This window comes from Burkholderia sp. Ed8 (assembly GCF_040761425.1).
Taxonomy (GTDB): domain Bacteria; phylum Pseudomonadota; class Gammaproteobacteria; order Burkholderiales; family Burkholderiaceae; genus Burkholderia; species Burkholderia seminalis.
In genome coordinates, this window is sequence record NZ_CP142886.1 from 835,050 (window position 1) to 851,765 (window position 16,716).

The following is a 16,716-nucleotide window of genomic DNA, read 5'->3' on the forward strand; positions in this document are numbered from 1 at the left end:
GAACCCGTTACGTTCCGTAACCCGAGCAACTGATTCGACGTTCACAACATGAAAAAACTGCTTAGCACGCTCCTTCTGTCCCTGGGCCTGGCCGCCGGCCTCGTCCACGCCTCGCCCGCCGCGCCGGTCGCCGGCAAGGACTTCGAGGTGATGAAGTCGCCGCAGCCGGCGTCCGCGCCGGCCGGCAAGGTCGAGGTGATCGAGTTCTTCTGGTACGGCTGCCCGCACTGCTACGAATTCGAGCCGACGATCGAGGCCTGGGTGAAGAAACAGGGCAACAACATCGACTTCAAGCGCGTGCCGGTCGCGTTCCGCGACGACTTCGTTCCGCACTCGAAACTGTTCTACGCGGTGTCCGCGCTCGGCATCGCCGAGAAGGTCACGCCGGCGATCTTCAACGCGATCCACAAGCAGAAGAACTACCTGCTGACGCCGCAGGCGCAGGCCGACTTCCTGGCCACGCAAGGCGTCGACAAGAAGCAGTTCATGGACGCGTACAACTCGTTCAGCGTGCAGGGCGAGGTGAACCAGTCGGCCAAGCTGCTGAAGGACTACGCGATCGACGGCGTGCCGACGGTCGTCGTCCAGGGCAAGTACAAGACGGGCCCCGCCTACACGAACAGCATCCCGGGCACGGCCCAGGTGCTCGACTTCCTCGTGAAGCAGGTTCAGGACAAGAAGCTCTGATCCCCGTCCGCGCACCGGCATGACTACTCCGCTGAAGGTCTTCATCACCGGTGCGTCGAGCGGCCTCGGCCTCGCGATGGCCGAGGAATACGCCCGCCAGGGCGCCACGCTCGCCCTCGTCGCGCGGCGCACCGATGCCCTCGATGCGTTCGCGCGGCGCTTCCCCAAGCTGTCCATCTCCGTCTATTCCGCCGACGTGCGCGACGCCGACGCGCTCGCGACGGCCGCCGCGTCGTTCATCGCGACGCATGGCTGCCCCGACGTCGTGATCGCGAACGCGGGCATCAGCCAGGGCGCCGTCACGGGCCAGGGCGACCTCGCGACGTTCCGCGACGTGATGGACATCAACTACTACGGGATGGTCGCGACGTTCGAGCCGTTCGTCGGCCCGATGACGGCCGCCCGCCACGGCACGCTGGTCGGCGTCGCGAGTGTCGCCGGCGTGCGCGGCCTGCCGGGCTCTGGCGCGTACAGCGCGTCGAAATCGGCCGCGATCAAGTATCTCGAATCGCTGCGCGTCGAATTGCGCCCGGCCGGCGTCGGCGTCGTGACGATCGCGCCCGGCTACATCCGCACGCCGATGACCGCGCACAACCCGTACCGGATGCCGTTCCTGATGGACGCCGACCGCTTCGCCGCACGCGCGGCGCGCGCGATCGCGCGGCAGCACGCGTTCCGCGTGATTCCGTGGCAGATGGGCGTCGTCGCGAAGGTGCTGCACGTGCTGCCGCGCTGGCTGTACGACCGCCTGTTCGAAAAGGCGCCGCGCAAGCCGAAGGCCGGCGCGCACTGACGATGCGTCGGCGCGGCCCGCGCGACGTGCGCCGGGCCGTATCGTCGACGCGTCGGTTCCGCGTCACCGTCCGAGGCGCCCTCGCCGCGCCCGTCCGCTTCGCCGTCCGCCCGTCCCCCTCCCCGCGCCTGCGCCGCATCAACACCCGTTCCGTCGCGAACGCAGCCGTTTTTCGGTCAATTCGCCGCGTTCCGGCGCCTTTTTTCACGCGTCGCGCGCTTTGACGGTATGCTATTCGCCAGCCGCGCCGGCCCTGCCCGCTTCCGGGCCGCGCCCGCATCCGTCACCCAGCAAAAAACACAAGCCACGTGGGAGATCCTATGCACGTCAAGCTGTTCGCGGCGGCCGCCGTTGCCGCCGCCCTCGCCGCCCCCGGCCTCGCCGCCGCCAAGCCGCTCACCGTCTGCACGGAATCGAGCCCGGACGGCTTCGACGTCGTGCAGTACAACTCGCTCGTCACGACCAACGCATCGGCCGACGTGATCTTCAACACGCTCGTGTCCTACGACGAAGCCGCGAAGAAGGTCGTGCCCGCGCTCGCCGACAAATGGGAAGCGAGCGCCGACGGCCTCACGTACACGTTCCACCTGCGCCCGAACGTCGCGTTCCAGACCACCGACTATTTCAAGCCGGGCCGCGCGCTGAACGCGGACGACGTCGTGTTCACGTTCACGCGGATGCTCGACGATTCGAACCCGTGGCACAAGGTGGCCGGCGCGAGCGGCTTCCCGCACGCGCAGTCGATGGGCCTCGTGAAGCTCGTGAAGTCGGTCACGAAAGTCGACGACGGCACCGTGAAGTTCGTGCTGAACGAGCCGAACGCGACGTTCGTGCCGATCCTGACGATGGGCTTCGCGTCGATCTATTCGGCCGAATACGCGGACCAGTTGCTGAAGGCCGGCAAGCAGGCCGACCTGAACGCGAAGCCGGTCGGCACCGGCCCGTTCGTGCTGAAGAGCTATACGAAGGACGCGCTGATCCGCTACGACGTGAACCCGACGTACTGGGGCACGAAGCCGAAGGTCGACCGGCTGATCTATGCGATCACGCCGGACCCGTCGGTGCGGCTGCAGAAGGTGAAGGCCGGCGAATGCCAGATCGCGCTGTCGCCGAAGCCGCAGGACGTGCTCGCCGCGAAGGGCGACAGCGCGCTGAAGGTCGTGCAGACGCCCGCGTTCATGACCGCGTTCGTCGCGCTGAACACGCAGAAGAAGCCGCTCGACAACGACAAGGTGCGCGAGGCGCTGAACCTCGCGTTCGACCGCGCGACCTACCTGAAGGTCGTGTTCGACAACACCGCGACGGCCGCGAACAACCCGTACCCGCCGAACACGTGGAGCTATGCGAAGGATGTCGCGCCGTATCCGTACGATCCCGCGAAGGCGAAGCAGCTGCTCGCGCAGGCCGGCTTCCCGAACGGCTTCTCGACGACGATCTGGACGCGCCCGACCGGCAGCGTGCTGAACCCGAACCCGAAGGTCGGCGCGGAACTGCTGCAGGCCGACCTCGCGAAGATCGGCGTGAAGGCCGACGTGAAGGTGATCGAGTGGGGCGAGCTGATCAAGCAGGCGAAGCTCGGCCAGCACGACATGCTGTTCATGGGCTGGGCCGGCGACAACGGCGATCCGGACAACTACCTGTCGCCGCTGTTCAGCTGCAATGCAGTGAAGTCGGGCATCAACTTCGCGCGCTTCTGCGACGCGCAGCTCGACAAGCTGATCGCCGACGGCAAGTCGACGGCCGATCAGGCGAAGCGCGCGAAGCTGTACGAATCGGCGCAGAAGATCATCCACGACCAGGCGCTGTGGATCCCGCTCGGCTACCCGACGGCCGCCGCGCTCACGCGCACGAACGTGGGCGGTTATCACGTGAGTCCGTTCGGACGCCAGAACTTCACGACGGTGGCCGTGCAGTAACCGCGCGTGGCGCGCAAGCGACGGCCCCGCGCCGCTCGCTTGCGACCCGCGCGCGCCGCTTGCTACACTGCGCGCCTGTTCCTCCTACCGGACGCCAGCCAAAGTGAACCACTAAGCCTTCCCGAAATGTTTTCGCCGCCCGTGCCACGCACGCCGCGCGCGAAGGTCTTCACGCATTTTTGGAGGTGCTCATGGCTGCAGCCACGCCCGCCGGCGCGCTCGTCGCGCTTCATCACGTTTCCTTCCGCTTCGACGACGGCGTCACGCTGTTCGATTCGCTCGACCTGACCATCGATCGCACGCCGACCGGCATCGTCGGCCGCAACGGCGTCGGCAAGAGCCTGCTCGCGCAACTGATCGCGGGGCGCCGCGCGCCGAGCGCGGGGACCATCGAGCGGCACACGCCCGTCGTCTACGTCGCGCAGCAGCACGACGCGCTCGCCGCCGCCGGCCCGCGAACCGTCGCGCAGGTCGCCGCGCTCGATGTGCCGCTCGGCGCGCTCGCGCGTCTCGCGCACGGCCGCGCGGAGCCTCAAGATTTCGACTTGATCGGCGATCGCTGGGATCTCGCGGAGCGGCTGCGCACGGCGCTCGATGCGGCGGGCCTGCACGACGTGCGCCCCGACACGCCCGCTCATGCGCTGAGCGGCGGCCAGCGCGCACGCGTCGCGCTGACCGGCGCGCTGCTGTCCGGCGCCGGCCTGCTCGTGCTCGACGAACCGACCAACCATCTCGACGCGCCGGGCCGCGCGTGGCTGCGCGCGGCGCTCGACGGCTGGCGCGGCGGCGTCGTCATCGTCAGCCACGATCGTGCGCTGCTCGCCGGCGTGCAGCGCATCGTCGAGCTGACGCCGCACGGTGCGCGCTCGTATGGCGGCAACTACGCGCTCTACCGCGCGCAGCGCGACGCGGCGCAGCAGGCCGCCCAAGCGGCGCTCGACCATGCACGCACCGAGCGCGGGCGCGTACGGCGCAGGCTCGAACAGGAACACGACACGATCCAGCGTCACGCGGCCGCATCGCTGCGCGACGCGAAGACGGCGAACCTGTCGTCGGGGGCGAAGCAAAGCCGCAAGGGGGCGGCGCGCAACATCATGGGGGCCGTCCGGCGTCAACAGGGCGACTTCAAGGCGACGCTCGACGAACGCGTGCAGGAAGCGGCCGCGCGCGTCGAAGAAGATGCCCCCGTGCTCGTATCGCTGCCGGGTACCGAGGTCAGCGCGCGCCGCCAGCTGTTCACGCTCGACCGTGCGCAACCGCCGTGGCGCGTCGCGGGCGGCACCGGCGAAATCACGTGGTCCGCGAGCGGCCCCGTGCGCGTCGCGCTGACGGGCCCGAACGGCTGCGGCAAATCGACCTTGCTGAGGATGCTCGCGGGCGAACTCGAACCGCGCTCAGGTGCCTGCACGACACACGTCAGCGCCGCCTATCTCGACCAGCGGCTCGCGCTGCTCGACCCCGAGCATTCGATCGTCGAGCAGTTGGGGCTGCTCGATACACCGCTCGCCGAAGACGACCTGCGCAGCCGTCTCGCGTTGTTGCAGCTCGATGCAACGCGCGCGACGCAGCCCGCCCGGCAGCTGAGCGGCGGCGAACGGCTGAAGGCCGCGCTCGCCTGTGCGTTGTGGCGCGGCACGCCCGCGCAGCTGTTGCTGCTCGACGAGCCGACCAATCACCTCGATCTCGAATCGGTGCGTGCGATCGAAGCCGCGCTGGCCGGTTTCCCCGGCGCAATCGTGGTGGCGTCGCACGACGGCGCGTTTCTCGCCGCGCTCGAGCCGACGCACACGATGCAATGGCATCGCGACGGGTGGCGCTACGAACCCGTCGTGTAAGGACGACGAAGCGCGCTCAGCCGGCGGCGCGGAACCGCAGCACGCCGTCGTCGCCCTGCTCGCGCACGAGCTCGCCCGCGAGCCACAGCAGGTTCAGGTGCGCGAGTGCCTCGCCGAGCGCGAACGTCATCTGGTGGATGTCGAGCGCGCGGCGGCGGAACATGATCGGCACGATGTCGGCCGCGCTCGTCGGCTTTTCCGCGCACGCGACCCGCACTTCGGCGAGCCGCGCATCGTGGTGCTCGCGCAGCTGCGCGATGCGCGTGCGCACGCCGCGGAACGGCTTGCCGTGCGACGGCAGCACGAGCGTGTCGGCCGCCATCGTCTCGTAGCGGCCGAGCGACTGCAGGTACAGCGCGAGCGGGTTCCCTTCCGGCTCGAGGTCGAACACCGACACGTTCGTCGAGATGCGCGGCAGCACCATGTCGCCGGAAATCAGCACGCCGTCCGCTTCGCTGTGCAGCGCGCAATGTTCAGGCGAATGGCCGAAGCCGGTGACGACGCGCCACGTGCGCGCCCCGATCCCGACCGCGTCGCCTTCGCGCAGGCGGCGGTAGCGCGGCGGCACGGCCGGCACGAGATCCGAGTAGTAGCCGCGGCGGTTGCGCAGCTTGTCGAGCGCGGCGGGATCGGTCAGCCCGTGGCGCGCGAAGTGATCGGCGGCGGCCGCGCCGCCCGCGTTCGAGCCGTTGCCGGCCGCCATCAGGCAGCCGAACATGTATTCGCCGAGCGTCATCCACAGCCGCACGTTCCAGCGGCCCTGGTCGCCGCCTTCGCACAACCAGTTCGCGAGGCCGAAGTGATCGGGGTGGCAGTGCGTGACCAGCACGCGCAGCACCGGCAGGCCGTCGAGATGCGTGTCGAAGATCTGCTCCCAGTGCGCGCGGATCGCGTCCGACGAGATCCCGCAATCGACGATCGTCCAGCCTTGCTGCCCGTCGATCTCGTCGCGCAGCAGCCAGAGATTGATGTGATCAAGCGAGAACGGCAGCGGCATGCGCAGCCAGCGCACGCCGGGCGCGACCTCGAACGTGTCGCCCGCGGCAGGCAGCGTGTCGGCGAAGGGATAGTCGAGTTGGTGTTCCAGTGCGTTCATCGGTGGGGCGTCTCGTCGTTATCGGTGCGAATGCCCGCCGGCGGCAGGCACGGCGGGCGGTGCGTCGATTCTATCGCCGTCGTGCGGAACGCGTGCCCGGCGGCGGCCGGGCGGTCAAAAAAAGTTCGTGCCAGAATCGGTTCCGTACCCGTATCTTTACGCGAAGATGCACCGAACGGCACGCAACGGCGAACAACGCGCCGATTGGACGCCGTTGGCGCGTCACCTCGAAAGTCATTGAAACGCCGACTTGGGCGCTAAAATGGCGAGTGCTTACAGCCCCTCCCGAACGAGCCTGCACGCGATGAATCACTTCCCCAAACTGCTGTCGTCGCAGATCGGTTTCGACGTCGCGCAGACGATGCTCGAATACTTCGATCGCCATTACCGGATCTTCCGCGAAGCGGCGGTCGAGGCGAAGACGCTGTTCGAGCATTCCGACTGGCACGGGCTGCAGCGGCTCGCACGCGAGCGGATCACGTCATATGACGAGCGCGTGCAGGAATGCGTCGAGCTGCTGGAAGACGAATACGACGCGGAGAACATCGACGACGAAGTGTGGCAGCAGATCAAGCTGCACTACATCGGCCTGCTCACGTCGCACCGCCAGCCCGAGTGCGCGGAAACCTTCTTCAATTCGGTGTGCTGCAAGATCCTGCACCGGTCGTACTTCAGCAACGATTTCATCTTCGTGCGCCCGGCGATCTCGACCGAGTATCTCGAGAACGACGAGCCGGCCGCGAAACCGACCTACCGCGCGTACTATCCGGGCACCGACGGGCTCGCCGCCACGCTCGAGCGCGTCGTCACGAACTTCCAGCTCGAACCGGCGTTCGAGGATCTCCCGCGCGACATCGGCTGCGTGATGCAGGCGATCGACGACGAATTCGGCCACTTCGACGCGGCGCCGAATTTCCAGATCCACGTGCTGTCGTCGCTGTTCTTCCGCAACAAGAGCGCGTACATCATCGGCCGCATCATCAACGCCGACCGCGTGCTGCCGTTCGCGGTGCCGATCCGCCACGTGCGGCCGGGCCTGCTCGCGCTCGACACGGTGCTGCTGCGCCGCGACCAGCTGCAGATCATCTTCAGCTTCTCGCACTCGTACTTCCTCGTCGACATGGGCGTGCCGTCCGCGTACGTCGACTTCCTGTGCACGATCATGCCGGGCAAGCCGAAGGCCGAGATCTACACGTCGGTCGGCCTGCAGAAGCAGGGCAAGAACCTGTTCTACCGCGACCTGCTGCACCACCTGTCGCATTCGAGCGACCGCTTCATCATCGCGCCCGGGATCAAGGGCCTCGTGATGCTCGTGTTCACGCTGCCGTCGTTCCCGTACGTGTTCAAGATCATCAAGGACCACTTCCCGCCGCCGAAGGAAACGACGCGCGCGCAGATCATGGAGAAGTACCAGCTCGTGAAGCGCCACGACCGCCTCGGGCGGATGGCCGACACGCTCGAGTATTCGAGCGTCGCGCTGCCGCTCGCGCGGCTCGACCACGCGCTCGTGCGCGAGCTCGAGAAGGAAGTGCCGTCGCTGCTCGAATACGAGGACGACAACCTCGTGATCAAGCACCTGTACATCGAGCGCCGGATGACGCCGCTGAACCTGTACCTGCAGAACGGCAGCGACGCGGACGTCGAGCACGGCGTGAAGGAATACGGCAATGCGGTGAAGGAGCTGATGAAGGCGAACATCTTCCCGGGCGACATGCTGTACAAGAACTTCGGCGTCACGCGCCACGGCCGCGTCGTGTTCTACGACTACGACGAGATCGAGTACCTGACCGACTGCAACGTGCGCCGCGTGCCGCCGCCGCGCAACGAGGAAGACGAGCTGTCCGGCGAACCGTGGTATACCGTCGGCCCGCACGACATCTTTCCGGAGACCTACGGACCGTTCCTGCTCGGCGACCCGCGCGTGCGCGACGTGTTCATGAAGCACCACGCGGACTTCTTCGATCCCGCGCTGTGGCAGGCGAGCAAGGACCGCCTGATGCAGGGCGAATTGCCCGATTTTTATCCGTACGACGCAGCGCTGCGCTTCAACGTGCGCTACCCCGCGCGCTTCGGCGCGACGGACCAGAACGACGGCGAAGGCGACGCGCAGCGCGCCGCCTGACGCCGCGGACACCGAACCTGCCGATCGATCCGATATCGATCCGATTTCCGTCAACGGAATCCACACCGATGAATACCCCAGACAATCCGCTCTCACATCTGTTCGACAACAACGAAGCCTGGGTCAAGCGCAAGCTCGAGGACGATCCGCAATTCTTCGCGCGCCTCGCCGACCAGCAGGCGCCGGAGTACCTGTGGATCGGCTGCTCGGATTCGCGCGTGCCCGCGAACCAGATCATCGGCCTGCCGCCGGGCGAAGTGTTCGTGCACCGCAACATCGCGAACGTCGTCGTGCACAGCGACCTGAACTGCCTGTCGGTGATCCAGTTCGCGGTCGACATCCTGCGCGTGAAGCACATCATGGTCGTCGGCCACTACGGCTGCTCCGGCGTGAACGCGGCGCTGCTCAACCGGCGCGTCGGCCTCGCGGACAACTGGCTGCATCACGTGCAGGACGTGCGCGAGCGTCACGCGGCGCTGCTCGAGGACTGGCCGGTCGGCGAAGCGCGCTATCGCCGCCTGATCGAGCTGAACGCGATCGAGCAGGTCGTCAACGTATGCCGCACGACGATCGTCAACGACGCGTGGGCCCGCGGCCAGTCGCTCACCGTGCACGGGCTCGTGTACGGCGTGCACGACGGCCGGATGCGCAACCTCGGGATGGCCGTGTCGAACTTCGACGCGCTCGACGAGACCTACAAGCGCTGCGTGGCCGCGCTCACCGCCGGCGGCAACCATGCGCCGGACAACGACATGATCGCGGCGGACGCCGCGCGGCGGCTCGAAGGCGTCGCGCAGGCGGTCGCCGCCACGCTGAAGCCGTGCGACGACGCGCAGTAACGCGGCATGCGCGTGGCGGCCGCCGTCACGCGGCCGCGACCCATTTCGAACGGATCTGACACCGGCACCGCCCAGGCGGCGCCCAGGAAAGGAGCGACGGGCATGAAAACCGTATTGATCGTCGGCGCATCGCGCGGCCTCGGCCGCGAATTCGTCCGGCAGTACCGGCGCGACGGCTGGAACGTAATCGCGACCGCGCGCGACGAAGCGTCGCTCGACGCGCTGCGCGCGCTCGGCGCGCACGCGCATGCGCTCGACATCGCGCGGCCCGAGCAGATCGCGGCGCTCGGCTGGAAGCTCGACGGCGAACGGCTCGATGCGGCCGTGCTCGTGTCGGGCGTGTACGGGCCGCGCACCGAAGGCGTCGAGACGATCACGGCCGAGGATTTCGACGCGGTGATGCATACGAACGTGCGCGGGCCGATGCAGCTGCTGCCGATCCTGCTGCCGCTCGTCGAGGACGCGCGCGGCGTGCTGGCGGTCGTGTCGAGCCGGATGGGCAGCATCGCCGAGGCGACCGGCACGACCGGCTGGCTGTACCGCGCGAGCAAGGCCGCGCTGAACGATGCGCTGCGCATCGCGTCGCTGCAGACGCGCCATGCCGCGTGCATCTCGCTGCACCCCGGCTGGGTGCGCACCGACATGGGCGGCGCGCAGGCCGCGATCGACCCGGAAACGAGCGTGACCGGCATGCGCCGCGTGATCGCGGAATCCGGTGCGGACGTGTCGCAGGCCAACGGCCGCTTCTTCCAGTACGACGGCATCGAGCTGAGCTGGTGAGCCGAACCGACAACCGAACGTCGTTAATTCCCGTTTCGCATGATTTTGAACCGACCTGACGCGTGCCCGTGCGGCGGCGCGTCCCCCGCGCCCGCCGGCAAAGCGCCGGCGCCGCGCTATGCGGCGTGCTGCGGCCGCTTCATCGACGGCGGCGAGGCCGCGCCGACCGCGCTCGAGTTGATGCGCTCGCGGTACAGCGCGTACGTACTCGGCGCGACCGACTACCTGCGCGCAACCTGGGCCGCGCGCACCTGCCCGCCCGATCTCGATACCGAGCCCGACGCCCCCGACGCGCCGCGCTGGCTCGGCCTCGCGGTCAAACGCCATGCGCCGCTCGACGAACGCCACGCGGAGGTCGAATTCGTGGCCCGCTACAAGGTCGGCGGGCGCGCCCACCGGCTCCACGAGACGAGCCGTTTCGAGCGCGACGAGCACGGTTTCTGGCGTTACGTCGACGGCGAAGTAAGCGATCGCTGACAAATAGTTGCTGTGTCAGACGCCGGGTAATTCCCGCATTGCACAACCCGATTTTGTCGGGCTAGGATGACCTCGAATTGGTCATGTTGCATGGCAGGGCTTACGAATGGCGTTCAGCAAGGTATTGGTGGGATGGATGGCGGCCGGCGCGCTGTCGGCCGCTCAGGCCGGTGCGCTGCCGAACGCAACGCCGGGTGCGGGCGCGAGCGGCTCGCTCGCCCATGCCGAGCGCTTCGATTACGGCGACTCGAACCTGCCGCAGGTTGCGGCCGATCTCAACGAACAGATTCTCCGCATCCCGGCCGACGCTTCGGGCGCCGTCACGCTCGAGGCGACGCTCTTCAAGCCGGACGGCCCCGGCCCGTTCCCGCTCGTCGTCTTCAACCACGGCAAGAACACCGGCGATCTGCATCTGCAGCCGCGCAGCCGGCCGCTCGCGTTCGCGCGCGAATTCGTGCGCCGCGGCTATGCGGTGATCGCACCGAACCGCCAGGGCTTCGCCGGCTCGGGCGGCACGTACCAGCAGGAAGGCTGCAATGTCGGCAAGAACGGCCTCGCGCAGGCCGCCGACGTCGACGCGACGGTGCGCTACATGTCGCACCAGCCGTACGTCGATGCGTCGCGCATCGTCGTCGCCGGCACGTCGCACGGCGGCCTCGCGTCGGTCGCGTACGGCACCGAAGCCGCGCCGGGCGTGCGCGGCATCATCAACTTCTCGGGCGGGCTGCGCCAGGACCTGTGCGACGGCTGGCAGCGCAACCTCGTCGATGCGTTCGACCAGTACGGCGCGCACACGGCCGTGCGCTCGCTGTGGCTGTACGGCGACAACGATTCGGTCTGGACGCCCGCACTCGTCGCGCAGATGCACGACGCGTACGTGTCGCACGGCACCCAGGCGCTGTTCATCGATTTCGGCCGCTACAAGGACGACGCGCACCGGCTGATCGTCGATCGCGACGGCGTGCCCGTGTGGTGGCCGGCCGTGCATGCGTTCCTCGCGGAACTGAACCTGCCGACCTCGGTGCGCTACGCGGTCGCGAACCCGCACGAGCCGAAGGCCACCGGTTATGCGTCGATCGATGCGGTCAACGCGGTGCCGTATGTCGACGAAGCCGGCCGCGAAGGCTATCGCCGCTTCCTGAACCAGCATCCGAGCCGCGCGTTCGCGGTATCGTCGGAAGGCGCGTGGTCGTGGGCGGAAGGCGGCGACGACCCGATGGCGCTCGCGCTCGACAACTGCGCGAAGCAGGGCGCGGGCGCGTGCCGGCTGTATGCGGTCAACGACCGGGTCGTGTGGAACACGACGCAGACGGCCGACAACGGCGACGCCAACACGCGCGACGCCGATACGCACGCACTCGCTTCGCGCTGACGCGCGGCGGATCGTCCGCCGCGCCCGTTCCGCCCGATCCGGCACCTCCTTCCGCGTTGCCCCTGCTCGCGGCCATGCGGCATGCCGCCCCGCCTGCCCTGCCGGCCGCCCCTGTTCGCCGCTGATTCCGTAGACCATTCGGCCGCCGCCTCGCGTGCGTGGCGTCACGCCGCCCCCTCGCGCCGGTCTTCGATCCCCGTTTTTCCCGGTCATGCCGGCGCGCGGCCCGCGATTTTTTTCTGTCAGGGGGGCTCACTCGAACGTCGTCATCTACGGTCATTTTCCCGCATCCGCCGCGTTCGGTTCCGAGCCCCCCGAACTGCGCCGAACTCCCGCCCGGCAAGGCTTTGCGGGGTTTGTAACCGCTAGTGCAACGTCCGGCGGAACACGCTAATCTCACCGCGTTTCGTGTTCCGCCGCGCGGCATCCGTCGATGCCGCGCGGCCGTTTTACCCCCCGGAGTCGCCTTGAGTACGCCAGCCACCGACGACTGGGTCGCGCGCAGCCTGCGCGCGGTCTGGCATCCCTGCACCCAGATGAAGCATCACGAGCGCCTGCCGCTCGTCCCCGTCGCGCGCGGCGCGGGCGTGTGGCTGTACGACCGTGACGGCCGCCGTTACTTCGACGCGATCAGCTCGTGGTGGGTCAACCTGTTCGGCCATGCAAACCCGGACATCAACGCGGCGCTGAAGGATCAGCTCGACACGCTCGAGCACGCGATGCTCGCCGGCTGCACGCACGAGCCCGCGATCGAGCTCGCCGAACGGCTGCACGCGCTCACCGCGCGCACGCTCGGCCATGCATTCTTCGCGTCGGACGGCGCGTCGGCCGTCGAGATCGCGCTGAAGATGAGCTTCCACGCGTGGCGCAACCGCGGCCGCGCGAACAAGCAGGAATTCGTCTGCGTCGCGAACAGCTATCACGGCGAGACGATCGGCGCGCTCGGCGTGACCGACGTCGCGCTGTTCAAGGATGCGTACGATCCGCTGATCCGCCATGCGCACGTCGTCGCATCGCCCGATGCACGCGGCGCGCTGCCCGGAGAAACGGCCGCCGACGTCGCGGGCCGCGCGCTCGCGGACGTGCGGCGCCTGTTCGTCGAACGCGGCGAGCGCATCGCCGCGCTGATCGTCGAGCCGCTCGTGCAGTGCGCGGCCGGCATGGCGATGCACGATCCGTCGTACGTGCGCGGGCTGCGCGCCCTCTGCGACGAATTCGGCGTGCACCTGATCGCCGACGAGATCGCGGTCGGCTGCGGCCGCACGGGCACCTTCTTCGCGTGCGAGCAGGCCGGCGTCTGGCCCGATTTCATGTGCCTGTCGAAAGGCATCAGCGGCGGCTACCTGCCGCTGTCGCTCGTGCTCACGCGCGACGACGTGTACGCGGCGTTCTACGACGACGACACGACGCGCGGCTTCCTGCACTCGCACTCGTACACCGGCAACCCGCTCGCGTGCCGCGCGGCGGTCGCGACGCTCGACCTGTTCACGCGCGACGACGTGCTCGCGCAAAACATCCGCAAATCGGCGGCGCTGCGCGCGGCGCTGGCGCCGCTCGACGCGCATCCGCGGGTGCGCCACCTGCGCGCGCGCGGCACGCTGTTCGCATTCGACGTCGCGCTCGACGGCGACGCGGCGCGCGGCTTCTCGCGGCGCTTCTTCGAACACGCGCTGGCGCGCGAGCTGCTGCTGCGCCCGATCGGCACGACCGTGTACCTGATGCCGCCGTACGTGATGAGCGACGACGACATCGCGTGGCTCGCGCAGCGCACGCGCGACACGCTCGACGCGACGCTGGAGGACATCGGCCGATGAGCCTGCTCGACACCCTGCAACGCGGCCTCGCCGATCTCGACGCGCAAGGGCTGCGCCGCGTGCGCCGCATCGCCGACACCGCGTGCGACGCACGCATGACCGTGAACGGCCGCGAGATCGTCGGCTTCGCGAGCAACGACTACCTCGGCCTCGCCGCGCATCCGGCGCTCGTCGCCGCGTTCGCCGAAGGCGCGCGGCGCTACGGCTCCGGCAGCGGCGGCTCGCACCTGCTCGGCGGCCATTCGCGCGCGCACGCGACGCTCGAGGACGAACTCGCGGGCTTCGCGGGCGGCTTCTCGGATGCACCGCGCGCGCTGTACTTCAGCACCGGCTACATGGCGAACCTCGCCGCGATGACGGCGCTCGCCGGCCAGGGCGCGACGATCTTCTCCGACGCGCTGAACCACGCATCGCTGATCGACGGCATGCGGCTGTCGCGCGCGAACGTGCAGGTCTATCCGCACGCGGATACGGCCGCGCTCGCCGCGCTGCTCGACGCCTCGGATGCCGAAACGAAACTGATCGTCAGCGATACCGTGTTCAGCATGGACGGCGATCTCGCGCCGCTCGCCGAACTCGTCGCGCTGGCCGAACGCCACGGCGCGTGGCTCGTCGTCGACGATGCGCACGGCTTCGGCGTGCTCGGCCCGCAGGGCCGCGGCGCCCTGGCCGCCGCCGCGCTGCGTTCGCCGCATCTCGTGTACGTCGGCACGCTCGGCAAGGCGGCCGGCGTCGCGGGCGCGTTCGTGATCGCGCATGAAACCGTGATCGAATGGCTGATCCAGCGCGCGCGCAGCTACATCTTCACGACGGCCGCGCCGCCGGCCGTCGCGCATGCGGTATCGGCCAGCCTGAAGGTCATCGCGGGCGACGAAGGCGACGCGCGACGCGCGCACCTCGCCGCGCTGATCGACCGCACCCGCGCGCTGCTGCGCAACACGCGCTGGCAGCCGGTCGATTCGCATACGGCCGTGCAGCCGCTCGTGATCGGCAGCAACGACGCGACGCTCACGGCGATGCGCGCGCTCGACGCGCACGGCCTGTGGGTGCCCGCGATCCGGCCGCCGACCGTGCCGGCCGGCACGTCGCGGCTGCGCGTGTCGCTGTCGGCCGCGCATTCGTTCGACGATCTCGCGCGGCTCGAAGCCGCGTTGATCCAGGCCAGCGAGGAAGCCGCATGAACCCCGCCCCGCTCTCCCTGTTCGTCACCGGCACCGACACCGAGATCGGCAAGACCTTCGTCTCGGCCGCGATGCTGCACGGCTTCGCGCGGCGCGGCCTGCGCGCGGCCGCGCTGAAGCCCGTCGCGGCCGGCGCGTACGAACGCGACGGCGTCTGGCGCAACGAGGACGCCGACCAGCTCGATGCGGCCGCGAACGTCGTGCTGCCGCCCGAGCTGCGCACGCCGTTCCTGCTGAAGGCGCCGGCCGCGCCGCACATCGTCGCCGCGCGGGAAGGCGTGACGCTCGACATCGACACGATCGTCGCGTGCCATCGCGAGGCGCTGACGCGCGCGGACATCGTCGTCGTCGAAGGCGCCGGCGGCTTTCGGGTGCCGCTCACCGACACACGCGACATGGCCGACCTCGCGGTCGCGCTCGGCGTGCCGGTCGTGATGGTGGTCGGCGTGCGGCTCGGCTGCATCAGCCACGCGCTGCTGACGGCAGACGCGATTCGCCAGCGCGGCCTCGCGCTCGCGGGCTGGGTCGCGAATCATGTCGACCCGGCGATGTCGTTCCCGGACGAGAACGTCGCGACGCTGCGCGACTGGCTCGCCCGCGAGCATCGCGCCCCGCTCATCGGCCGCATTCCGTACATGGCGCCGGCCGCGCCCGAATCCGCCGCGGCGATGCTCGACATCGACGCGCTCGTCGAGTCGCTGCGCACCGCGCGGCGTTGACCCAACCGAATCCCCATTCCCGCCCAGGACAGGAAACCGAAATGACCCAAGCCCAGACCGCCGCCGTGCAACCCGACGCGATTCCCGTGGCCGCACCGGCCCCGCAGCGCTGGCGCGTCGCCGACGTCGTCGCGCTGTTCGCACTGCCGTTCAACGACCTGATCTTCCGCGCGCAGCAAGTGCATCGCGAACATTTCGACGCGAACGCGGTGCAGCTGTCGACGCTGCTGTCGATCAAGACGGGCGGCTGCGAGGAAGACTGCGGCTACTGCTCGCAATCGTCGCATCACGACACGGGCCTGAAGGCCGAGAAGCTGATGGACGTCGACGCGGTGCTCGACGCCGCGCGCGCCGCGAAGGCGAACGGCGCGAGCCGCTTCTGCATGGGCGCCGCATGGCGCAACCCGAAGGAACGCCACATGCCGGCGCTGACCGAGATGGTGCGCGGCGTGAAGGAACTCGGCCTCGAGACCTGCATGACGCTCGGCATGCTCGAGGACGAACAGGCGCAGCAGCTCGCGAACGCCGGCCTCGACTACTACAACCACAACCTCGACACGTCGCCGGAGTTCTACGGCCAGGTGATCTCGACGCGCACGTACCAGGACCGCCTCGACACGCTCGACCGCGTGCGCGACGCCGGCATCAACGTGTGCTGCGGCGGCATCATCGGGATGGGCGAATCGCGCCGCGAGCGCGCGGGCCTGATCTCGCAGCTCGCGAACCTGAACCCGTATCCGGATTCGGTGCCGATCAACAACCTCGTCGCGATCGAAGGCACGCCGCTCGAAGGCACCGCGCCGCTCGATCCGTTCGAGTTCGTGCGCACCATCGCGGTCGCGCGCATCACGATGCCGAAGGCCGTCGTGCGCCTGTCGGCCGGCCGCGAGCAGCTCGACGACGGGCTGCAGGCGTTGTGCTTCCTCGCCGGCGCGAACTCGATGTTCTACGGCGACCAGCTGCTGACGACCAGCAATCCGCAATCGCAGAAGGACCGCGCGCTGTTCGAGCGCCTCGGCATCCGCGCGAGCGACGCGGACGCGATGTCGGCCAGCGCGTAAGCGACCTCGGCCGGCGGGCCGGGT

Annotated in this window: 14 protein-coding genes; 13 read left to right on the top strand and 1 reads right to left on the bottom strand. The window is 69.0% G+C overall.

Annotated elements, in window-relative coordinates; translation table 11 throughout:
• Positions 1-48 precede the first annotated feature (48 nt).
• The 4 genes from VXM69_RS17795 to VXM69_RS17810 all read left to right on the top strand — a co-directional run bounded on the left by VXM69_RS17795 (position 49) and on the right by VXM69_RS17810 (position 5,231).
• Entirely contained in the window at positions 49-687 is a 639-nt protein-coding gene (locus VXM69_RS17795; RefSeq protein ID WP_034189169.1) for a thiol:disulfide interchange protein DsbA/DsbL, read from the top strand.
• A 19-nt stretch (positions 688-706) separates the two neighbouring features.
• A complete protein-coding gene (locus tag VXM69_RS17800; RefSeq protein ID WP_049032404.1) occupies positions 707-1,480 on the top strand; it encodes an SDR family oxidoreductase in 774 nt (257 codons plus the stop codon).
• 320 nt (positions 1,481-1,800) lie between these two features.
• Positions 1,801-3,396 carry an ABC transporter substrate-binding protein gene (locus VXM69_RS17805; RefSeq protein WP_069706975.1) on the top strand — a complete coding sequence of 532 codons (1,596 nt, stop codon included), beginning with the start codon at positions 1,801-1,803 and terminating at the stop codon, positions 3,394-3,396.
• 191 nt (positions 3,397-3,587) lie between these two features.
• A complete protein-coding gene (locus tag VXM69_RS17810) occupies positions 3,588-5,231 on the top strand; it encodes an ABC-F family ATP-binding cassette domain-containing protein (protein WP_367189967.1) in 1,644 nt (547 codons plus the stop codon).
• Positions 5,232-5,247: 16 nt separating this feature from the next.
• Here the strand turns inward: VXM69_RS17810 and VXM69_RS17815 are convergent, their stop codons facing one another.
• Entirely contained in the window at positions 5,248-6,327 is a 1,080-nt protein-coding gene (locus VXM69_RS17815; RefSeq protein WP_367189968.1) for an MBL fold metallo-hydrolase, read from the bottom strand.
• A 304-nt stretch (positions 6,328-6,631) separates the two neighbouring features.
• On the opposite strand from VXM69_RS17815, the gene aceK reads away from it, so the two are divergent.
• The 9 genes from aceK (at position 6,632) to bioB (ending at position 16,692) form a co-directional block, all read left to right on the top strand.
• Complete coding sequence (gene aceK / locus VXM69_RS17820; protein ID WP_034189164.1) at positions 6,632-8,449, top strand: bifunctional isocitrate dehydrogenase kinase/phosphatase; 1,818 nt, start codon at positions 6,632-6,634, stop codon at positions 8,447-8,449.
• A gap of 68 nt (positions 8,450-8,517) precedes the next feature.
• On the top strand, positions 8,518-9,288 hold the full coding sequence (gene can, locus VXM69_RS17825) for a carbonate dehydratase (protein ID WP_034189163.1): 771 nt from the start codon (positions 8,518-8,520) through the stop codon (positions 9,286-9,288).
• 102 nt (positions 9,289-9,390) lie between these two features.
• The gene (locus VXM69_RS17830; RefSeq protein WP_034189162.1) at positions 9,391-10,068 is read left to right on the top strand and encodes an SDR family oxidoreductase; all 678 of its coding nucleotides are present in this window, start codon (positions 9,391-9,393) and stop codon (positions 10,066-10,068) included.
• Between the two features lie 39 nt (positions 10,069-10,107).
• Positions 10,108-10,545: a YchJ family protein gene (locus VXM69_RS17835; protein WP_301742857.1), complete on the top strand. Its 438-nt coding sequence runs from the start codon at positions 10,108-10,110 to the stop codon at positions 10,543-10,545.
• A gap of 106 nt (positions 10,546-10,651) precedes the next feature.
• Positions 10,652-11,917 carry a CocE/NonD family hydrolase gene (locus tag VXM69_RS17840; protein WP_034189160.1) on the top strand — a complete coding sequence of 422 codons (1,266 nt, stop codon included), beginning with the start codon at positions 10,652-10,654 and terminating at the stop codon, positions 11,915-11,917.
• A gap of 467 nt (positions 11,918-12,384) precedes the next feature.
• Positions 12,385-13,731 (top strand): adenosylmethionine--8-amino-7-oxononanoate transaminase, encoded by a 1,347-nt coding sequence (gene bioA / locus VXM69_RS17845; protein WP_069706972.1) that lies wholly within the window; start codon positions 12,385-12,387, stop codon positions 13,729-13,731.
• On the top strand, positions 13,728-14,912 hold the full coding sequence (gene bioF, locus VXM69_RS17850; RefSeq protein ID WP_034189158.1) for an 8-amino-7-oxononanoate synthase: 1,185 nt from the start codon (positions 13,728-13,730) through the stop codon (positions 14,910-14,912). Before bioA ends, bioF begins: the two co-directional genes overlap by 4 nt.
• Positions 14,909-15,631, top strand: coding sequence for a dethiobiotin synthase (gene bioD / locus VXM69_RS17855; protein WP_034189157.1), 723 nt, complete (start codon positions 14,909-14,911; stop codon positions 15,629-15,631). The genes bioF and bioD overlap by 4 nt, the downstream gene beginning before the upstream one ends.
• A gap of 41 nt (positions 15,632-15,672) precedes the next feature.
• Entirely contained in the window at positions 15,673-16,692 is a 1,020-nt protein-coding gene (bioB, locus tag VXM69_RS17860) for a biotin synthase BioB (protein ID WP_034189156.1), read from the top strand.
• The last annotated feature ends 24 nt before the right edge of the window (positions 16,693-16,716 follow it).